A 20,990-nucleotide genomic window follows, 5' to 3' on the forward strand; every position below is an offset into this window, starting at 1 on the left:
CGAATGATGAACGAGGAGAGGGGAACGAAACACGATGACAGCACAAATCATTAGCGGAACGGAGATGGCGAGAACGATTCGCACCGCATTGGCGGATCAAGCCGCACAGTTGAAAGCGGACGGCGTTGAGCCGGGGCTGGCCGTCATTCTAGTCGGCGACGATCCGGCGTCGCATTCGTATGTAAAAGGAAAACAAAAAGCGTGCGCCGAGGTCGGCATTCGCTCGTTCCTTTACACGTTTCCAGCGGCGATCGACGAAGAGACGCTGCTTGCGAAAATCCGCGAGTTAAACGTCGATCCAGCGGTGCACGGCATTTTAGTGCAGCTGCCGCTGCCGGATCACATTTGCGAATGGTCGGTTATTGAAACGATCGCACCGGAAAAAGATGTCGATGGGTTTCACCCGATCAATGTCGGAAAAATGATGATCGGCCAACGGGCGTTTCTCCCGTGCACTCCGCATGGCATTTTAGTGATGGTGCAATCGGCCGGCATTGACATCGCCGGCAAGCACGTTGTCGTCGTCGGCCGAAGCAACATCGTCGGCAAACCGGTTGGCCAGCTGTTTTTGCGTGAACATGCCACCGTCACCTACACTCACTCGAAAACGCCGGATTTGGCCGCCATCACTCGGCAGGCGGACATTTTGATCGTCGCTGTCGGCAAGGCGCGCCTCATCGGCCCCAAACACATCAAGCCCGGGGCGGTTGTCATCGACGTCGGCGTCAACCGGCTTGAGAACGGCAAATTGTGCGGCGATGTCGATTTTGACACTGTAAAAGAAGTGGCTGGCTATATGACGCCGGTGCCGGGCGGGGTCGGGCCGATGACGATTACGATGCTCTTGCACAACACGATTGAAGCGGCCCGGCAGCTGGCCGCAAAGTGAGGGCAAGTGCAGTGGAAGTCAAATATGTGACGGTCGGGGCGCTGACGAAGTACATCAAACGCAAGTTTGACGTCGACCCTCATTTGCGTGATCTATGGGTGAAGGGCGAGATTTCGAATTTTAAGCAGCATGCGCGCGGCCATATGTATTTTACGTTGAAAGACAGCCAAGGACGCATCGCCGCCGTCATGTTCGCCGGCTACAACCAACATTTGCCGTTCCGCCCCGAAGACGGGATGAGCGTGCTCGCGCGCGGGGAAATTTCCGTCTATGAACCGAACGGCAACTATCAGCTGTATGTGAAAGAAATGCAGCCCGAAGGCGTCGGAAGCCTCTATTTAGCCTACGAACAGCTGAAGCAGCGGCTCGAGGCGGAAGGGTTGTTTTCCCCGGCCCATAAAAAGCCGCTTCCAGCCTTTCCTCGCTGCATCGGTGTTGTCACATCGCCGACTGGAGCGGCGGTGCGCGATATTATGACGACGATTCGCCGCCGCTATCCGCTCGCCAAAGTCATTTTGTTTCCAGCGCTCGTTCAAGGGGACGGGGCGGCGCCCTCCGTTGTGCGCGCCATCGAACGGGCGAATGCGTTCGGCGGGGTTGATGTGCTGATTGTCGGCCGTGGCGGCGGCTCGATCGAAGAATTGTGGGCGTTCAATGAAGAAATCGTCGCCCGCGCCATCTTTGCCTCAAAAATTCCGATTATTTCCGCTGTCGGCCATGAAACAGATTTTACGATCGCCGACTTTGTCGCCGATTTGCGGGCGCCGACGCCGACGGCAGCAGCTGAGATGGCGGCGCCGCATGTTGGGGAGATCTCTAGGCGGCTCGCCGAGCGGAAATGGCGGCTCATCCGCGCCATGAAAGAGCGGCTTGCCGCTGATAAAGAGCAACTTCGCCGGTTGCAAGGATCCTACGCATTCCGCTATCCCAAGCGGCTCTATGAACAAAAAGAACAGCAGCTTGATGCGTTGCTTGAGCGGCTTAGCCGCCAACGCGAACGACTCGTCGACAGACATCGCCAGCGGCTGCATGAGCTTGACATGAGACTATGGCGGCATCATCCGGCTGCAGAGCTTGAGCGGATGAAAGAACGGCAAAAGGCGGCCGCCAATGCGCTGGAAAAAGCAATGCGCACTGCGGTGGAGCGCCATCGGTTCCGCTTTCGCTCCAACCTCGCCCGGCTTGAGGCGCTAAGCCCCCTTCGCATCATGGAGCGGGGCTACAGCTTGGTGTACAATGAGCAGGGTGAGCTCGTGAAACGAACGAAACAGCTTCGCATCGGCGAGCATCTTTCTATTCAAGTTCAAGACGGACGAGTCGATTGTCAAGTGACGGGAGTGGAGGAGAGTACGGTATGAGCGAAGAAAAAGAGATGACGTTTGAAGAAGCGATGAAAAAACTGGAGGAAATCGTCGATAAGCTCGAGGAAGGGAACGTGCCGCTTGAGGAGGCGATCGCCTTTTTTCAAGAAGGCATGAAACTGTCCAAGCTTTGCCATGATAAATTGCAGCATGTGGAGAAACAGTTGGAGTACATGCTGCGCGAAGACGGCGAGCTTGTCCCTTTTTCGCCGGAGGAGGAGTGACAGGTGGCGAAGCTTTCGGTTGAACAGTTTCTCAACGAACAAAAACGGGCCGTGGAGGCGGCGCTTTCCTCCTATATGGCGCGGCTTCGTGGGCCGGAGACGCTGAAAAAGGCGATGGCCTACTCGCTTGAGGCCGGCGGCAAACGAATCCGCCCGCTTTTGTTGCTGGCGACCATCCAAGCGCTTGGCAAAGACCCGGCGATCGGTCTGCCAGTCGCTTGCGCCATTGAAATGATTCATACGTATTCGCTGATTCACGATGACTTGCCAAGCATGGACAACGACGATTTGCGGCGCGGCAAGCCGACCAACCATAAAGTGTTCGGCGAGGCAATGGCCATTTTGGCTGGGGACGCTTTGTTGACGTATGCCTTTCAGTTGATCGCCGAAATCGATGATGATCGCGTGCCGCCTCCCGTCCGTCTGCAGCTTATCGAGCAGCTCGCAAAGGCGGCCGGCCCGGAAGGCATGGTCGCTGGACAGGCGGCTGATATGGAGGCGGAAGGAAAAACGCTGGCGCTTGCGGAACTGGAATACATCCACCGCCATAAGACGGGGAAAATGTTGCAATACAGCGTGCACGCCGGCGCCCTGCTCGGCGGCGCCGATGGTCGCCAGACGCGCGAACTCAACGAGTTCGCCGCGCATTTAGGTCTTGCTTTTCAAATTCGCGACGATATTTTGGACATTGAAGGGACGGAAGAGAAAATCGGCAAGCGAGTCGGCAGCGACCATGACAACAAGAAAGTGACGTATCCGGCGCTGCTCTCGCTGGATGGCGCCAAAGAGAAGCTGACGTTTCATATTGATGCTGCGAAGCGCCATTTGCGGCAGGCTGAGGTGGATGGCACTGTGCTTGCCTACATTTGCGAGCTTGTCGCGGTCCGCGATCACTGACTGATGCGGGGCGGCGGCCTCTTGTTCCCGTTGTTCGCTTTCCATCGGGGCGGAGGCGGCCTTGTTTTTTTGGTTGTTTCCGCCGGGCGGCCGCCGCAAGTTCTATAGATACCACAAAACTCGTTCTAGTGGTGACGGGCTGCGTTGGCGGGAAAAGTCGATTTTTCGCGCCGGATCATGTATAATAAATACTACCTGTACGAGGAGAAACGGCTCGGAGAACGACAGAATGAAAGCGAGTGATCTTTGTTGGATTTGACAAAAATTGACCATCCGCGCGTTGTCAAAAACATGTCCATTCCTGAGCTGAAACGGTTAAGCGCCGAGATTCGGCGGTTTTTAATTGAGAAGTTGTCGAAAACGGGCGGACATATCGGCCCAAACTTAGGGGTTGTTGAGCTGACGATCGCCCTTCACCGCGAATTCGACAGCCCAAAAGACAAGCTCATTTGGGATGTCGGACACCAGTCATACGTGCATAAAATTTTGACCGGACGCGCCGCTGCGTTCGACACGCTCCGCCAATACAAGGGGCTGTCCGGGTTCCCGAAACGGAGCGAAAGCGAGCATGACGTGTGGGAAACGGGCCATAGCTCGACGTCGCTGTCGGCGGCGATGGGCATGGCGATTGCCCGTGATTTGAAAGGGACGGATGAATACATCGTGCCGATCATCGGCGACGGGGCGCTCACCGGCGGCATGGCGCTTGAGGCGCTCAATCATATTGGGCATGAGAAAACGGATATGATTGTCATCTTAAACGACAACGAAATGTCGATCGCCCCGAACGTCGGCGCGTTGCACAACATCCTCGGTCGGTTGCGCACCGCCGGCAAATACCAGTGGGTGAAAGATGAACTGGAGCTGCTGCTCAAGCGTATCCCAGCGGTAGGCGGCAAGCTGGCGGCGACCGCCGAGCGGCTGAAAGACAGCTTGAAATATTTGCTTGTCTCCGGCGTCTTTTTTGAAGAACTTGGGTTTACGTATTTAGGTCCGGTCGACGGCCACGATTTTGAGGATTTGCTTGAGAACTTGCGCTATGCGAAGAAGATGAAAGGTCCGGTGCTAGTGCATGTCATCACGAAAAAAGGGAAAGGATACAGTCCGGCGGAAAACGACAAAGTCGGCACATGGCACGGCACAGGGCCGTACAAAATCGAAACCGGTGCTTTTGTCAAAACGAAAGAGGCCGGTCCGTCATGGAGCGCGCTTGTCAGCGAAACTGTGCGCCGGCTCGCCCGCACCGACCCGCGCATCGTCGCGATTACGCCGGCGATGCCGGTCGGCTCGAAGCTGGAAGGGTTCGCAAGCGAGTTCCCAGATCGGATGTTTGATGTTGGCATCGCCGAGCAGCACGCGACAACGCTCGCGGCTGGATTGGCGACGCAAGGGATGAAACCGTTTTTGGCCATTTATTCGACGTTTTTGCAGCGCGCCTATGACCAAGTCGTCCATGATGTATGCCGGCAAAACTTAAATGTCTTTTTCGCCATTGACCGCGCTGGGTTGGTCGGGGCGGACGGCGAAACGCACCAAGGGGTGTTTGACATCGCCTTTTTGCGCCATGTGCCGAACTTGGTGTTGATGATGCCAAAAGACGAAAACGAAGGACAGCACATGGTGTACACCGCCATCCGCTACGACGACGGGCCAATCGCCATGCGTTTCCCGCGCGGCAACGGGCTTGGCGTACCGCTTGATGAGGAGCTGAAAGAAATCCCAATCGGCACGTGGGAAGTGTTGCGCAACGGCTGCGATGCGGCGATTTTGACGTTTGGCACGACGATTTCGATGGCGCTTAAGGCGGCCGACGAGCTGGCGAAAGACGGCATATCGGTGAAAGTCGTCAACGCCCGCTTTTTGAAGCCGATGGATGAAGCGATGCTTCACGAACTGCTTGAAAGCCGCCTGCCGATCTTAACGGTTGAAGAGGCGGTGCTGCAAGGCGGCTTTGGCAGTGCTGTGTTGGAGTTTGCTCATGATCATGGCTACCACGGAGCGGTCATCGAACGGATGGGCATCCCGGACCGCTTTATCGAACATGGAAGCGTCAACGAGCTGCTCAATGAAATCGGGCTGACGTCGGCCCATATCATCGACCGCATCAAAATGATGGCGCCAAGAAAACAGAAAAGGGCTTGAGACATGAAAGGGAAAAAAGAACGGCTCGATGTGTTGCTTGTCGAACGAGGGCTGGCGGAAACGCGGGAAAAGGCAAAGAGAGCGATCATGGCCGGGCTTGTCTATTCAAACGACGTTCGACTCGATAAGCCCGGGGAAAAAGTGCCAGCCGACATTCCGCTTGAGGTGAAAGGCAACCCGCTTCCGTACGTCAGCCGCGGTGGGTTGAAACTGGAAAAAGCGTTGCGCGAGTTTCACATTCGCGTGGAAAATAAAATTGTTCTTGACATCGGCGCGTCGACCGGCGGTTTCACCGACTGCGCCTTGCAGCATGGAGCGAAGCTGACGTATGCCGTCGATGTCGGCTACAACCAGCTTGCCTGGAAGCTGCGTCAAGACGAGCGCGTCGTTGTGATGGAGCGGACGAACTTCCGCTACGTGACGCCGGATCAGTTTACGAAAGGGCTGCCGGAAGTAGCTGTCATCGATGTCTCGTTTATTTCGTTGCGGCTCATTCTGCCGGTCGTCAAGACGGTCATTGTGCCGGGCGGCGATGTGATTGCTCTCGTCAAGCCGCAGTTTGAGGCCGGCAAGGAAAAGGTCGGCAAAAAAGGGGTTGTTCGTGACCCGAACATTCACGAGGAAGTGCTCGAATCGATCATTCAATTCGCCTGCGCGGAAGGATTCGATGTTTTGCACTTATCCTATTCGCCAATTACGGGCGGCGATGGCAACATTGAGTTTTTGCTTCACGCTGTTTATTCGGGAGAAAATCACAAAGGGGAAAACCGTCTGCCGATGCCGATCGCACATATCGTACGTGAAGCGCATGCCCATTTGCGCGGCGACAGGACAGAGGGGCGCGGCGAATAGCGGCGGTCGGGGAACAACAGCGTGGCATTTTGCAAGCAAAGAGGTGGCGCAATGTGAACAAAGGGCAAAGGCATATTAAAATTCGTGAAATCATTATGAACCATGACATCGAAACGCAAGACGAGCTTGTCGAACGGCTGAGAGAAGCTGGCTTTAACGTCACCCAGGCGACCGTCTCGCGCGACATTAAAGAAATGCAACTCGTCAAAGTGCCGATGGCCAACGGCCGCTACAAGTACAGCCTTCCGTCCGACCAGCGTTTCAATCCGTTGCAAAAGCTGAAGCGGGCGCTTGTTGATGTGTTTGTGAAGCTTGACGGAACGGGCAACTTGCTCGTCTTGCGGACGCTGCCGGGCAACGCCCATGCCGTCGGCGTTTTGCTCGACAATTTGGATTGGAACGAAATCGTCGGTACGATTTGCGGCGACGATACGTGCCTAATCATCTGCCGTACGCCGAAAGATGCGGAAAAAGTGTCCGACCAGCTGTTGTCCATGCTCTAGTCGAGGACCGGCCCCGCTTCCGTTCCACGTTCAAGGACGGAACGACAGGGTGGTCCTCGCTTGCAAATACGAACATATGTGCTATAATCAAAAGAGAAATCAATCGGACAGGCAAGGAGTGGTGAAATGCTCGCCGAGCTGTCGATTAAAAATTTCGCCATTATCGAGTCGCTCTCGTTGTCGTTCGACAAAGGGCTGACAGTGTTAACCGGCGAAACGGGAGCCGGCAAATCGATCATCATCGACGCGATTCATTTGTTAATCGGCGGACGCGGTTCCGCTGAATTTGTTCGCTTTGGGGCGGAAAAGGCGGAAATTGAAGGGCTGTTTTTGCTTGATGATGATGGCCATCCATGTTGGCAAAAATGCGCGGACGTTGGCATCGATGCCAGCGACGGCATGATCGTGTTGCGCCGCGATATTTTGGCTAACGGCAAAAGCGTCTGCCGTATTAACGGCAAGCTCGTCACTACAGCGGTGCTGCGCGACATCGGAGCGACGCTTGTTGATATTCACGGCCAGCATGAACATCAAGAACTGATGGATCCGTCCCGCCATCTGCCGCTTTTAGACGAGTTCGGCGGCCTGGAGGCGGCAGAGGCGCTTGCCCGCTACCGCGCCGTCTATGAGCGGTATGAGGAGCTCGGAAACAAATTGAAAAAGCTGAGCGAAAATGAACAGCAAATGGCGCACCGGCTTGATTTGCTGACGTTTCAGCTGCGCGAAATCGAGCAGGCGGCGCTCGAGCCCGGCGAGGACGAGCGGCTGATGGAGGAAAAAGTTCGAATCGTTAATTTTCAAAAAATTTACACCGCGCTGCAGAAAAGCTATGAGGCACTCTCCGGAGAGGGACGCGGGCTTGACTCCATCGGGGAGGCGATGCGCCATCTCGATGACGTCGCAGGCATGGATGCAGCGCTCAAAGATGCGCATGAAACGACGGCGAACTGCTACTATTTGCTCGAGGAAGTCATGTACAAGCTGCGCGATCAAATTGAGGAGATGGAGTACGACCCAGAACGGCTCGATGTCATTGAAAGCCGTCTTGCGGAAATCGGGCAGCTCAAACGAAAATACGGGGCGACGATTGCTGATATTTTGCACTATGCCGAGACGATCGCCGAGGAAATCGAGACAATCGAAAATCGTGAAACGCATGTGCATGAGCTTAAGCAGCAGCTCGCTGCCGTGACGGACGAGTTGCTCACGGAGGCGAAAAACGTCACCGCTGTTCGGCAAACATATGCCCGGCGCCTGATTGAACGCATTCATCAAGAACTGAAAGACTTGTACATGGACAAAACGAAATTTGACATCGTATTTGCCAAGCGCCAAGGATCGCTTGATGCCCCGTTGGTCGACGGCGTGCCGGTTAGGTTCCAAGAAGATGGCATCGATGTCGTCGAGTTTTACATTTCGACGAACGTCGGCGAGCCGTTAAAACCGCTCGTCAAAGTCGCTTCCGGCGGAGAGCTGTCGCGCATTATGCTGGCGTTGAAAACGATTTTTTCCAAACATCAAGGAGTGACATCGATTGTTTTTGATGAGGTCGACACCGGTGTCAGCGGACGCGTCGCCCAGGCGATGGCGGAAAAAATTTACCGCATCGCCAGCCAGTCGCAAGTGCTTTGCATTTCCCATCTGCCGCAAGTCGCCGCGATGGCGGACACGCACTTGTTGATCGCCAAAGAGACGGATGGGGAACGGACGAAGACGGTCGTCAGGAAGCTCAATGAGGAGGAGAAAGTGAAGGAAATCGGGCGGATGATTTCCGGCGTCGAGATGACGGAGCTGACGAAACGGCATGCCAAAGAGCTGTTGGAACTGGCGGCGAAAATGAAACATTGATTCCTGTTTCCTCTGTTCGTCGAAGGGAGGAGCATCCCTCTCAAAGAAGGCTGATGCCGCCTGCTCTGACTTAGCGCCCGCTCTCCTCAAGAGAACTGCGGTGTTTCCATTAAAGATAAGCCAAAAGCCGTGCAACTGTCCAGATGCAAGTCCATCCAATTCCGGGCGGCTTTTTTATCGGCAGGGCGATTATATTTTCCCCGGTTCAGGCAAAATTAAAACTGTAACCGTTTTTGCATGGTGTAGGCGGGAGCGAGGAGAGTGGACGACATTGAATAAAGAAACGGCGAGAAAAATCGCAGGAGTGCTTCTCCTTGGTATATTGACGGCCATCGCTTTTTCCAAACCGATGAAGGAATATTGGCAAATTCCAAAGCAGCTTGTCCTGTTTGAAGGCGATGCGGTTGAATTTTCTGCTGCTTCCCTTCCTGTGCAAGCGGCCGTCAATGACCGAAACGCTCCCGAAACGCTCAATATTGAGCGAAAAAACGGTTCTCTGTCTGTAAAGGCGAAACGCCGGGGACGTGAAACGATGGTGTTGCAGGTTGCCGGAATGCCGATCAAGCAAGTGGATGTCAACGTGCTGCCGACGCTCAAAGTCATTCCCGGCGGACAATCGATCGGCGTCAAGCTCAATACGGTCGGCGTTCTTGTCGTCGGTTACCACCTTGTCGAAACCGAAAACGGGAAAAAATCGCCGGGAGAGGCAGCCGGCATTCAAGTCGGCGACATCATTATTGGCATTAACGGCCAAAAAATCGAAAACATGAGCGACCTCTCCCCTTTCATTGAGGAGGCCGGCAAAACGGGAAAACCGCTTCATCTAAAAATTCTGCGCGATCAGCACTCCATGACGGTGAAGCTCGTTCCGCTGAGAGATAAGCATGACGATGTGTACCGCATCGGCCTGTACATTCGTGATTCGGCCGCCGGCATCGGGACGATGACATTTTATGACCCCAAATCAAAAACATATGGCGCACTTGGCCATGTCATCTCTGACATGGATACGAAAAAGCCGATTGTCGTGCAAAACGGGCAAATTATGCGCTCGACTGTCACATCGATCGAAAAAGGGACGAGCGGCAATCCAGGTGAAAAATTAGCCCGCTTTTCCGACGGCGAAGAAGTGATCGGCACAATCACCACCAACAGCCCGTTTGGCATTTTCGGCAAGCTGATCAAACCACTGCCGAACGGTCCGTTCACAAAACCGATCCCGGTTGCCTTAGCGAACCAAGTGAAAGAAGGACCGGCAAAAATATTGACAGTGGTGGAAAACGACAAAGTCGAGCAGTTTGACGTGGAAATTGTCAGCACCATTCCGCAGAAATTTCCTGCGACCAAAGGCCTTGTGATTCGCGTAACTGACCCGCGCTTGTTAAAGAAAACAGGGGGGATCGTCCAAGGGATGAGCGGCAGCCCGATCATTCAGGACGGAAAACTCGTAGGCGCAGTGACGCACGTTTTCGTGAACGATCCGACATCCGGCTATGGCGTCCACATTGAGTGGATGCTGCAAGAGGCAGGCATCGATCTATACGGCAAACAAAAGAAAGCGAGCTGACAAAGTCGGCTCGCTTTTTCGCGGCAGCCAACACTCGATTCTTGCGTATATTTGGTGAAATGATGAATGATGATTTGGTCGCTGTTGATCTCTTCCGGATCATCCCAAGGCCAATGTTTCGAAATGCGGTGAGCAGCTTGATTGGTTCCGCCATATTGGTTAGGCTGCCACTAAAAATTTTTCAAAAAAGCGGCAAAAATTTTGCTGGTTTGGCATAGATATTTGGTGAAACATCCGTTAAAATGAAAGTTGTAAAGATTTTTCGACAAACGCATCGCTGGTGAAAACGAATATTGTCTAAAGAGCCCATTTTTTGTTATAATTTTTATTTTTTGAAAAATAAAAGGATTTTTTGCCGCTGTTGTCGAATGTACGTTAACGGAATGTTACATAGCAAGAAAAAGTGGGGGAGGACGATCGTTTTGAGCATTAAGGTGTGCATTGCCGATGATAACCGCGAATTGGTGACATTGCTTGACGAATATATCTCGAGCCAGCCGGACATGGAAGTGATCGGCACGGCGTATAACGGCCAAGACTGCCTTCATATGCTCGAGGAAAAGCGGCCGGATATTTTGCTTCTAGACATCATTATGCCGCACTTGGATGGGTTGGCTGTGCTTGAGAAAATCCGCGCAGGTTGTGAGCATCAGCCGAGCGTCATTATGCTGACGGCGTTCGGCCAGGAGGATGTCACGAAAAAGGCAGTGGAACTTGGCGCCTCCTACTTCATTTTAAAACCGTTCGACATGGAGAATTTGGTCCATCACATTCGGCAGATTCATGGCAAAACGGCGCCGATGGTCAGAAAAACCAGCTCTGCCTACCAGGCGCGCGACAACAAACCGAAAAATTTGGATGCCAGCATTACGAGCATCATCCATGAAATCGGCGTCCCGGCGCATATTAAAGGCTATCTGTACTTGCGCGAAGCGATCGCGATGGTGTATCACGACATCGAACTGCTCGGCTCCATCACGAAAGTGCTCTATCCGGACATCGCTAAAAAATACAACACGACCGCCAGCCGCGTCGAGCGCGCCATCCGCCATGCGATCGAAGTCGCTTGGAGCCGCGGCAACCTCGAATCGATTTCCTCGCTGTTCGGCTATACGGTGAGCGTCTCGAAAGCAAAGCCGACCAACTCGGAATTCATCGCCATGGTGGCGGACAAACTGCGGCTTGAGCATAAGGCATCGTAACGGAACACGAATGATAGCCAAAGCGGCAAGACGCTCCGCATTGCGGGCGTCTTTTTTGCCGTTTGGCGGCTTGCTGGAGCGAAAAGAGGGGAACACGGCTTGCGCCAGTGTGGTGTTACAGAGGCGGTTTTACCGCCAAGGGCCAGACGGTTCTTTTTCTCTTTTCTCCAATTCCAGCAGCTTGTTCACCAAAATGTGCGGCGGCATATGCATGATTTGCTCGATCGGCACGCCGAGCGCTTTGGCCAGCTTTTGCGCCGTTTCCAGCGAAATTTTCAACGGCTGCATCATCTCACCTCGTTTGTTCATAGTATTAGTTTTAGTATAACGAACGGCCGCCGGTTTCGGCCAGCTCCTTGGCTGAACGGCGAATAAATGCGAAAGGAAGAAGGAAGAATGACATGGATTTTTGCCCATCGCGGGGCGGCGGGAACGCACCCGGAAAATACGATGGCGGCGTTTATCGAGGCGGAAAAAGCAGGGGCGGACGGCATTGAATTGGATGTGCAGCTCACAAAAGACGGCGAAATCGTCGTCATTCATGACGAAACGGTCGACCGGACGACGGACGGCAGCGGCTGGGTGAAAGCCATCACGTACCGCGAACTGCGCCGATTGAACGCGGCGGCGAAATGGAGAGGCAAGTATGGCCATTGTCCAATTCCCCATCTTGAAGAAGTGCTTGCTTGGCTGTCATCAACACGGATGGCGGTCAACATCGAGCTGAAAAATAGCCTCATCCCCTACGAAACGCTTGAGCAAAAAACGATCGACCTCGTGCGCCGCTATGGGCTTGAGAAACGGACGATTTTGTCATCGTTCAATCATCATAGCATGCGCCTTTGCCGAACGCTTGCACCGGAAATCGAAACGGCGCTCTTGTACATCGAGCCGCTGTATGACCCATGGACGTATGTGCGCGCCATGAACGCCGACGGGGTGCATCCCCACTATCGGACGGTGACGGCGGAATTTGCCGCCGAAGCGCGGCGGCGCGGGGTGGCGGTCCGCCCGTTTACGGTAAATAAGCCAAATGTGATGAAAACGATGTTTGCTTATGGCGTTGACGCCGTCTTCACCGACTACCCGCGCCAAGCGAAGCAATGGAAAGAGAAAACGCCTTAACGAGAGACGTTAAGGCATTTTTTGTTTTCCTTGAAATGGATGTTTCCCAATGCAAAGGCATCAACGCTTCGAGTCAAGGTGTTTTTCGTTTTCGTTGAAAACGCGCCTGCACTTTGTTGCGCTTCCGGTCGCGGTGCAGCAAAAAACCGCCGAGAAACGCCAGCCCGGCGGCAAACAGCGCGAGCCCGGCGAGAAATTGGAGCCATAAGGCAGAAAACAGCGGCCCGTTGATGCCAAACAATGCATCGCGCATCCATTTGATGCCAAGCGCCGCTCCAAGCCCGGGAATGACTAAAATCAACAGCGCAATCATTCGCCTCATCGCGATCGCGTTCCTTTCCGAAAAGAGTGGCCTTATCGACTATCTTAGCGGTTATTGGACGTTTGTCAAGGAAAGAGCCAATCAAGTATGATAAAAGTGTCTGCAAAAATTGGCATACTATAAAGTGTGGTGGATGGACATGAAAAAAGTGATGATCATTGGCGCTGACTCGTGCGGCACATCGCTGTTGAAGCTGCTCCATGGAGCATCAGGGTTCGAGGTCGCGGCGGTCGTGGATGTAGATGCACACGCTCCGGGATTGCAACTGGCGAAAAAATGGGGCATTGCCGCCGGGAGCGACTGGCGTCCATGGATGGCCGAGCCGCTTGATTTGATCATTGAAACGACGGGCAAGGCGGATGTCCTAGAAGAAATCCGCCGACGGGCGCCCGAGGGGACGAATATTGTTCCGAGCGCGGTCGCGCGGATGATGGCCGATCTCGTTGAGGAAAAAGAAAAGCTCATCGCCGAGCTGAAAAGTGAAGCGGCCCGACGCGCTCTCATCTTTCATTCGTCCCACGATGGCATGATTGTCGTTGATGAATATGCTTACATTACCGATATGAATCAAAGCGCGGCGGAGCTGCTTGAAGTCGATAAAGACAAAGTGATCGGCAAGCATATTTTGACCGTTCTGCCGTCAAGCGGCTTGCCGCGCGTGCTTGAAACGAAGCAGACGGAGTTTCATCAAGAAGTGGAACTGGCCAATGGAAAAAAATTGATCACCACCCGCATCCCGATCATCGATAATGGCAAACTGTTTGGGGCGCTCGCGGTATTCAAGGACATCACCGAGCTTGTCGCTTTGGCGGAAGAAATCACCGACTTAAAAGAAGTCCGCATGATGCTTGAAGCGATCATCCACTCGTCGGAAGAGGCGATTTCCGTCGTTGATGAAAACGGGAACGGCATTTTGATCAACCCAGCGTATACACGGCTCACCGGCCTGACGGAGGAAGACGTCATCGGCAAACCGGCGACGGCCGACATCGCGGAAGGGGAAAGCATGCACATGCAAGTATTGAAAACGCGCCGCCCGGTGCGCGGGGCGCGCATGAAAGTCGGCCCGAAAAACCGGGATGTCATCGTCAATGTCGCACCGATCATTGTGGATGGTGTATTGAAAGGAAGCGTCGGTGTCATTCATGACGTGTCGGAAATTCAGCGGCTGACGGCTGAGCTCAATCGGGCGCGGCAAATCATCCGCACGCTCGAGGCGAAATATTCGTTTGCCGACATCGTTGGCGAGTCGGAAGAGATGAAGGTGGCCATCGAGCAGGCGAAGTTGGCGGCGAAAACGCCGGCGACGATTTTGCTGCGGGGGGAATCGGGGACGGGCAAGGAGCTGTTCGCCCACGCCATTCACAACGCGAGCGACCGGAAGTATAACAAGTTTATCCGCGTCAACTGCGCGGCCATTCCGGAAACATTATTAGAAAGCGAACTGTTTGGCTATGAGGAAGGAGCGTTTTCCGGCGCGCGGCGCGGAGGCAAGCGAGGGCTGTTTGAAGAAGCAAACAACGGAAGCATTTTCCTTGACGAAATCGGCGAGCTGTCGGCCAGCACGCAGGCCAAGCTGCTCCGCGTCTTGCAGGAGCGGGAGATCGTCCGCGTCGGCGGGACGAAGCCGATCCCGATCAACGTCCGCGTCATCGCTGCAACGAATGTCAACCTTGAAAAAGCGATTGCCGAAGGCGCCTTTCGTGAAGACTTATATTATCGGCTTAACCGCATGCCGATTTACATTCCGCCGCTGCGAGCCCGCAAGGAAGACATTCCGGCGCTTTGCCGGCATTTGATCCAGAAACTGAACCAAGATTACGGGCGCAACGTCGAAGGGGTGACGGATGAAGCGATGGCGCGGCTGCTTGCCTACGATTGGCCTGGCAATGTCCGCGAGCTCGAAAACGTACTCGGGCGGGCGATGATTTTCATGAAGTTTCATGAAGTGATGATCGATGCCGCGCATTTGCCGCCGCTCGCTTCGCCTTCGTCGGCGCCGGCGCCTCGACTGGGGATGGAAGAGGAGCTTCGGCCGCTTGGGGAAATGGTGAGCCGATACGAAGCGAACTTGATTGAGCAGGCGCTTCGCCGTCATCGCGGCAATAAAACAGCGGCGGCCCGGGCGCTTGGCATTTCGGTGCGCAATTTATATTACAAGTTGGAGAAATACGGGCTTGACAAAAATAGCATGCAATAACTTGCGTGAATTGAAGAATGTTGCACACTTTTATTTTCGAAAGCAGTGTGTTAAAAGCGTTTTCAGTTATAATGAGTTGGCACGGTTTTTGCATAAAAGATCGTGCCGAACGATTTGCAGAAAAGGTTGGTGCAGATGATGAAGCTTGAATCGTTAGTGGAAGAAGCAAGACAATGCCAGGACCGGACGGTGGCCGTGGCGGCGGCGGAAGATGAAGAAGTAATCGAAGCGGTGGCGATGGCGCTCGAACACCGTCTCGGACGCTTTGTGCTCTATGGCGATCGGGAGCGGCTCGGACGGCTGTTGAAGGAAAAAGGATGCACCCGCTTTTCCGACGTCGATGTCGTTCATGCGAATTCGACTGGGCAAGCCGCAGAGCTTGCCGTGCGCGCCGTCCATTTGAACGAGGCGGATGCGTTGATGAAAGGGCATGTACCGACGGCAACACTGCTGAAAGCGGTCTTGAACAAGGAGTATGGGTTGCGCGCTGGGAAGGTGTTGTCCCATGTCGCGGTTTTCGAGGTGCCGGCGTTCGACCGGCTCGTCATCGTCACCGATGCGGCGATGAACATCGCTCCGGATTTAGAGCAAAAGGTGCAAATTGTCAACAACGCGGTCAGTGTAGCGCGTTCGATTGGCATTGAGCGCCCGAAAGTCGCGGCGTTGGCGGCGGTGGAGACGGTCAATCCGGCCATGCCGGCAACCGTCGATGCGGCCGCGCTCGCTATGATGCAAAAGCGGGGGCAAATCAGCGATTGCCTGCTTGACGGACCGCTCGCGTTAGACAACGCCGTGTCGATGGCGGCGGCGAAGCATAAGCGAATTGAAAGCGATGTGGCCGGACAGGCTGATATTTTGCTTGTGCCGGACATTGAATCCGGCAACATGCTGTACAAGTCGCTCGTCTATTTTGCGAAGGCCAGCGTCGGCGCGGTCATCGCAGGGGCGAAGGCGCCGATCGTCTTGACGTCGCGCGCCGACTCGGCGGAAAGCAAACTGTATTCGTTGGCGCTTGCTGTTTGTTCAGTGGCAAAATGAAATAGATGGAGGAGGCCATCAGTGATGGAACTGTTTCAATATATGGAAAAATATGATTATGAACAAGTGTTGTTTTGCCAAGATAAAGAATCCGGCTTGAAAGCGATCATCGCCATTCACGATACGACGCTCGGCCCGGCGTTAGGCGGGACGCGCATGTGGATGTACAATTCGGAAGAAGAGGCGCTTGAAGACGCCTTGCGCCTCGCCCGCGGCATGACGTACAAAAACGCGGCCGCCGGCCTCAACTTAGGCGGTGGCAAAACGGTCATCATCGGCGATCCGCGCAAAGATAAAAACGAGGCGATGTTCCGCGCGTTCGGCCGGTTCATTCAAGGGCTGAACGGCCGCTACATCACGGCGGAAGACGTCGGTACGACTGTTGCCGATATGGACATCATCTATCAAGAAACGGACTATGTCACCGGCATTTCGCCGGAATTCGGCTCATCCGGCAACCCGTCGCCGGCCACGGCTTACGGCGTATATCGCGGGATGAAAGCGGCGGCGAAGGAAGCGTTTGGCAGCGATTCGCTCGAAGGAAAAGTCGTCGCCGTCCAAGGGGTTGGCAATGTCGCCTACCATTTATGCCGCCATTTGCATGAAGAAGGAGCGAAACTCATCGTTACCGACATCAACAAGGAAGCGGTGGCGCGGGCGGTCGAGGAATTTGGCGCGAAAGCGGTCGACCCGAACGACATTTACGGCGTGGAGTGCGACATTTTCGCTCCGTGCGCGCTAGGCGGCATCATCAACGACCAAACGATTCCGCAGCTGAAAGCAAAAGTGATCGCCGGCTCGGCGAACAACCAGCTGAAAGAGCCGCGCCATGGCGACATGATCCATGAAATGGGCATCGTCTATGCACCGGATTATGTGATCAACGCCGGCGGCGTCATCAACGTCGCGGACGAGCTCTACGGCTACAACCGCGAACGGGCGATGAAAAAAATCGAGCAAATTTATGACAACATCGAAAAAGTGTTCGCGATCGCCAAGCGCGACAACATTCCAACGTATGTGGCCGCTGACCGGATGGCCGAAGAACGAATTGAAACGATGCGCAAAGCGCGCAGCCAATTTTTGCAAAACGGCCATCATATTTTAAGCCGCCGCCGCGCCCGTTAGATAGAGGCGAGGGGGCGGCCTTCCGCCCCGCCGGCGGATGATGGAGGGACAGCAACGATGGAAGAGCAGAAGTTTCGCATTTTAACGATCAATCCAGGATCGACTTCAACGAAAATCGGCGTCTTTGAAAACGAACGGCCATTGCTCGAAAAAACGATCCGCCATGAGGCGGATGTGCTTCGGCAATATAAAACAATCGCGGACCAGTATGAGTTCCGCAAGCAAACGATTTTGCAAGCACTGGATGAAGAAGGGATCAATTTATCGAAATTGAGCGCCGTCTGCGGCCGCGGGGGGCTCCTCCGCCCGATCGAAGGCGGGACGTACCGCGTCAATGAGACGATGCTTGAAGATTTGCGGCGCGGATATTCCGGCCAGCACGCGTCCAACCTCGGCGGCATTTTGGCGCATGAAATCGCCTCGGCCTTAAACATTCCAGCCTTCATCGTCGATCCGGTCGTCGTCGATGAGCTCGACCCGATCGCCCGGATCAGCGGATTTCCGCTCATTGAGCGGCGCAGCATTTTCCACGCTTTAAACCAAAAAGCGGTCGCGCGCCGCGTCGCCAAACAGCTTGGCAAGCGGTATGACGAATTGAACTTGATCGTCGCCCATATGGGCGGCGGCATCACGGTCGGCGCCCATAAGCAAGGAAGGGTCGTTGATGTCAACAATGGGCTTGACGGCGAAGGCCCGTTCAGCCCGGAGCGCGCCGGGACGGTGCCGGCGGGCGATTTGGTTGCTTTATGCTTCTCTGGCGAATATTACCGCGAAGAGATCATGAACATGCTCGTCGGCGGCGGCGGCCTTGTTGGGTATCTTGGCACGAACGATGCGGTGAAAGTCGAAAACATGATCGAAGACGGAGACGAGAAAGCGAAACTTGTGTATGAGGCGATGGCGTACCAAGTGGCGAAAGAAATCGGTGCGGCAAGCGCCGTGCTTTCCGGCAAAGTCGACGCCATCATTTTGACCGGCGGTTTGGCGTACGGTAAATCGTTTGTTGAACAGATCACCCGCCGCGTCCAATGGATCGCCGATGTCATCGTCCATCCGGGCGAAAACGAACTACAGGCGCTCGCCGAAGGCGCGCTTCGCGTCCTGCGCGGCGAAGAAGAGGAAAAAGTGTATCCAGGCGAGGTCGTTTCGCCGGTTCCAGCCCGGCGCTGATGCGGCAACGGACAGAAAGGAGAAGGCAAGATGGCAAAAGAATACGATGTCGTCATTCTCGGCGGAGGAACGGGCGGCTATGTGGCCGCCATTCGCGCCTCGCAGCTCGGGTTGAAAACGGCCGTTGTGGAAAAAGGGAAACTCGGCGGCACGTGCCTGCACGCGGGTTGCATTCCGTCCAAAGCGTTGCTTCGCAGTGCGGAAGTGTACGCGCAAGCGAAAAACGGCGAGGCGTTTGGCGTCATCGCCGACGGCGTGCGCCTCGATTTTGCCAAAGTGCAGGCGCGCAAAGCGGCCATCGTCGAGCAGCTCCATAAAGGCGTTCAACATTTGATGAAAAAAGGGAAAATCGATGTGTACGCCGGCACCGGCCGCCTGCTCGGCCCATCGATTTTCTCGCCGCTTTCGGGGACGGTGTCGGTCGAAATGAACGACGGCAGCGAAAACGAAATGCTTGTGCCGAAATTTGTCGTCATCGCCACCGGCTCGCGGCCGCGCACGCTGCCGGGGCTCGAGCCGGACGGCGAATTTGTGATGACGTCCGATGAAGCGCTGCAAATGGAGACGCTCCCATCGTCCATCTTGATCGTCGGCGGCGGCGTGATCGGCATGGAATGGGCGTCGATGCTGAACGATTTCGGCGTGGATGTCACCGTGCTTGAGTATGCCGATCGCATTTTGCCGACAGAGGATGAAGACGTGTCAAAAGAAATGGAAAAACTGCTCCGCCGCCGCGGTGTCAACATCGTCACGGGGGCGCGGGTGTTGCCGGAAACGCTCGCGAAAGGAAATGGCGTTGTCATTCAAGCGGAGCATAACGGTGAACGGAAAACGTTCAAGGCCGACAAGATGCTCGTTTCCGTCGGACGGCAGGCGAACATCGAAGGAATCGGCTTGGAAAACACGGACATCGTCGTGGAAAAGGGCTATATTCAAACGAATGAGTTCGGCCAAACGAAAGAATCGCACATTTACGCGATCGGTGATGTGATCGGCGGCTTGCAGCTTGCCCATGTCGCCGCCCATGAAGGGATCGTTGCCATTGAGCATTTAGCCGGGCACAATCCAGCGCCGATTGACTATACGATGGTGCCACGGTGCATTTACACCCGTCCGGAGGCGGCGGCAGTCGGCTTGACGGAGCAGGAAGCAAAAGCAAAAGGCTATGACGTCAAAGTCGGCAAGTTTCCGTTTAAAGCCATTGGCAAGGCGCTCGTATTCGGCGAAGCGGAAGGGTTTGTGAAAATCGTCGCCGACCGGAACACGGACGATCTGCTTGGCGTCCATATGGTCGGCCCGCACGTGACCGATTTGATTTCCGAAGCCGGGCTCGCCCGTGTGCTCGATGCGGCTCCTTGGGAAGTGGCGCATGCCATTCATCCGCATCCGACGCTGTCGGAGGCCATGGCGGAAGCGGCGCTGGCGGTCGACGGCAAAGCGATTCATTTTTAATTTATGGAGCATCCGCTCGGCGTGTAATCATTGGTTGACTATGTGAATCTAAGGGAGGTTGTTGCGATGGCGCAAAACCGTCATCAGGCGCTCGGATTAAGCGATGACACGGTGTTGGAAATGTATGAAACGATGCTTCTCGCCCGCAAGCTCGATGAGCGTATGTGGCTGTTAAACCGCGCGGGGAAAATTCCGTTCGTCATTTCATGCCAAGGGCAGGAGGCAGCGCAAGTCGGCGCGGCGTTCGCCCTTGACCGGACGAAAGATTACGTCTTGCCGTATTACCGCGATATGGGCGTTGTACTCACGTTTGGCATGACGCCAAGAGAATTGATGCTGGCGGCGTTCGCCAAGGCGGAAGACCCGAACTCCGGCGGCCGGCAAATGCCGGGGCATTTTGGGAAAAAGAAAAACCGGATCGTCACCGGCTCATCGCCTGTGACGACACAAGTGCCGCATGCGGTCGGTTTTGCGTTGGCGGCGAAAATGGAAAAGAAAGATTTTGTCGCCTTCGTCACGTTCGGGGAAGGGTCGTCAAACCAAGGCGATTTCCACGAAGGGGCAAACTTCGCCGGCGTTCACAAGCTTCCGGTCATCTTCATGTGCGAAAACAACAAATACGCTATTTCCGTGCCGATTTCGAAACAACTCGCATGTGAGAAAGTGTCGGATCGCGCCATCGGCTACGGCATGCCGGGCTATACGGTCGACGGCACCGATCCGCTTGAAGTGTACCGCGTCGTGAAAGAAGCGGCCGACCGCGCCCGCCGCGGCGAAGGGCCGACGCTCATTGAAGCGGTGACATACCGCTTGACGTCGCACTCGTCGGACGACGACCACCGCGTCTACCGGACGGAAGAAGAGCTCGCTGAAGCGCGCGCCAAAGATCCGATCGTGTCGTTTGCCAACTATTTGAAAGAAACGGGCGTTTTGACCGATGAGCGAGAGCAAGAAATTCAAGAACGCGTCATGAAGGAAGTGAACGAAGCGACCGACTACGCCGAGAAGGCTCCGTATGCCGAACCGGAGCACGCGCTTCGTTACGTGTATGCCGAGGAGTAAGGGGGAAT

19 protein-coding genes are annotated in these 20,990 nt (G+C 54.9%); 17 read left to right on the forward strand and 2 right to left on the reverse strand.

Annotation, left to right across the window (positions count from 1 at the left end):
• Positions 1–34 precede the first annotated feature (34 nt).
• The 10 genes from folD to spo0A all read left to right on the forward strand — a co-directional run bounded on the left by folD (position 35) and on the right by spo0A (position 11,485).
• Positions 35–889: a bifunctional methylenetetrahydrofolate dehydrogenase/methenyltetrahydrofolate cyclohydrolase FolD gene (gene folD / locus BJQ97_RS05860; protein WP_160155863.1), complete on the forward strand. Its 855-nt coding sequence runs from the start codon at positions 35–37 to the stop codon at positions 887–889.
• An 11-nt stretch (positions 890–900) separates the two neighbouring features.
• Positions 901–2,247, forward strand: coding sequence for an exodeoxyribonuclease VII large subunit (gene xseA, locus BJQ97_RS05865; protein ID WP_160155864.1), 1,347 nt, complete (start codon positions 901–903; stop codon positions 2,245–2,247).
• Entirely contained in the window at positions 2,244–2,474 is a 231-nt protein-coding gene (locus BJQ97_RS05870; RefSeq protein ID WP_044730877.1) for an exodeoxyribonuclease VII small subunit, read from the forward strand. The genes xseA and BJQ97_RS05870 overlap by 4 nt, the downstream gene beginning before the upstream one ends.
• Before the next feature lie 3 nt (positions 2,475–2,477).
• A complete protein-coding gene (locus tag BJQ97_RS05875) occupies positions 2,478–3,371 on the forward strand; it encodes a polyprenyl synthetase family protein (RefSeq protein WP_160155865.1) in 894 nt (297 codons plus the stop codon).
• 249 nt (positions 3,372–3,620) lie between these two features.
• Positions 3,621–5,513 (forward strand): 1-deoxy-D-xylulose-5-phosphate synthase, encoded by a 1,893-nt coding sequence (dxs, locus tag BJQ97_RS05880; RefSeq protein ID WP_160155866.1) that lies wholly within the window; start codon positions 3,621–3,623, stop codon positions 5,511–5,513.
• Positions 5,514–5,516: 3 nt separating this feature from the next.
• A complete protein-coding gene (locus BJQ97_RS05885) occupies positions 5,517–6,365 on the forward strand; it encodes a TlyA family RNA methyltransferase (RefSeq protein ID WP_160155867.1) in 849 nt (282 codons plus the stop codon).
• 53 nt (positions 6,366–6,418) lie between these two features.
• Complete coding sequence (gene ahrC, locus BJQ97_RS05890; RefSeq protein WP_044730880.1) at positions 6,419–6,868, forward strand: transcriptional regulator AhrC/ArgR; 450 nt, start codon at positions 6,419–6,421, stop codon at positions 6,866–6,868.
• A 126-nt stretch (positions 6,869–6,994) separates the two neighbouring features.
• Entirely contained in the window at positions 6,995–8,716 is a 1,722-nt protein-coding gene (gene recN, locus BJQ97_RS05895; RefSeq protein WP_160155868.1) for a DNA repair protein RecN, read from the forward strand.
• Between the two features lie 271 nt (positions 8,717–8,987).
• On the forward strand, positions 8,988–10,283 hold the full coding sequence (spoIVB, locus tag BJQ97_RS05900) for a SpoIVB peptidase (protein ID WP_160155869.1): 1,296 nt from the start codon (positions 8,988–8,990) through the stop codon (positions 10,281–10,283).
• Between the two features lie 383 nt (positions 10,284–10,666).
• On the forward strand, positions 10,667–11,485 hold the full coding sequence (gene spo0A / locus BJQ97_RS05905; protein WP_201451663.1) for a sporulation transcription factor Spo0A: 819 nt from the start codon (positions 10,667–10,669) through the stop codon (positions 11,483–11,485).
• A gap of 129 nt (positions 11,486–11,614) precedes the next feature.
• Here spo0A and BJQ97_RS05910 read toward each other — a convergent pair whose 3' ends face one another.
• A complete protein-coding gene (locus BJQ97_RS05910; protein WP_160155871.1) occupies positions 11,615–11,773 on the reverse strand; it encodes a YycC family protein in 159 nt (52 codons plus the stop codon).
• 108 nt (positions 11,774–11,881) lie between these two features.
• Between BJQ97_RS05910 and BJQ97_RS05915 the strand changes: the two genes are divergently transcribed.
• Positions 11,882–12,610, forward strand: a complete 729-nt coding sequence (locus BJQ97_RS05915; RefSeq protein ID WP_160155872.1) for a glycerophosphodiester phosphodiesterase — start codon at positions 11,882–11,884, stop codon at positions 12,608–12,610.
• Positions 12,611–12,683: 73 nt separating this feature from the next.
• Here the strand turns inward: BJQ97_RS05915 and BJQ97_RS05920 are convergent, their stop codons facing one another.
• Positions 12,684–12,932: a DUF2627 domain-containing protein gene (locus tag BJQ97_RS05920; protein ID WP_160155873.1), complete on the reverse strand. Its 249-nt coding sequence runs from the start codon at positions 12,930–12,932 to the stop codon at positions 12,684–12,686.
• A 139-nt stretch (positions 12,933–13,071) separates the two neighbouring features.
• Between BJQ97_RS05920 and BJQ97_RS05925 the strand changes: the two genes are divergently transcribed.
• From BJQ97_RS05925 to BJQ97_RS05950, 6 genes are all read left to right on the forward strand, one after another.
• Positions 13,072–15,132 carry a sigma-54 interaction domain-containing protein gene (locus tag BJQ97_RS05925; RefSeq protein WP_160155874.1) on the forward strand — a complete coding sequence of 687 codons (2,061 nt, stop codon included), beginning with the start codon at positions 13,072–13,074 and terminating at the stop codon, positions 15,130–15,132.
• Between the two features lie 138 nt (positions 15,133–15,270).
• On the forward strand, positions 15,271–16,170 hold the full coding sequence (gene yqiS, locus BJQ97_RS05930; protein ID WP_160157548.1) for a phosphate butyryltransferase: 900 nt from the start codon (positions 15,271–15,273) through the stop codon (positions 16,168–16,170).
• Positions 16,171–16,194: 24 nt separating this feature from the next.
• Positions 16,195–17,298: a leucine dehydrogenase gene (locus tag BJQ97_RS05935; RefSeq protein ID WP_044737308.1), complete on the forward strand. Its 1,104-nt coding sequence runs from the start codon at positions 16,195–16,197 to the stop codon at positions 17,296–17,298.
• A gap of 57 nt (positions 17,299–17,355) precedes the next feature.
• Positions 17,356–18,468, forward strand: a complete 1,113-nt coding sequence (gene buk, locus BJQ97_RS05940; RefSeq protein ID WP_160155875.1) for a butyrate kinase — start codon at positions 17,356–17,358, stop codon at positions 18,466–18,468.
• Between the two features lie 30 nt (positions 18,469–18,498).
• Complete coding sequence (gene lpdA, locus BJQ97_RS05945; protein WP_160155876.1) at positions 18,499–19,920, forward strand: dihydrolipoyl dehydrogenase; 1,422 nt, start codon at positions 18,499–18,501, stop codon at positions 19,918–19,920.
• A 66-nt stretch (positions 19,921–19,986) separates the two neighbouring features.
• The gene (locus BJQ97_RS05950) at positions 19,987–20,982 is read left to right on the forward strand and encodes a thiamine pyrophosphate-dependent dehydrogenase E1 component subunit alpha (RefSeq protein ID WP_160155877.1); all 996 of its coding nucleotides are present in this window, start codon (positions 19,987–19,989) and stop codon (positions 20,980–20,982) included.
• Positions 20,983–20,990 lie beyond the last annotated feature (8 nt).

The organism is Geobacillus sp. TFV-3, from assembly GCF_009901865.1.
Classification (GTDB): Bacteria; Bacillota; Bacilli; order Bacillales; family Anoxybacillaceae; genus Geobacillus; species Geobacillus thermoleovorans_A.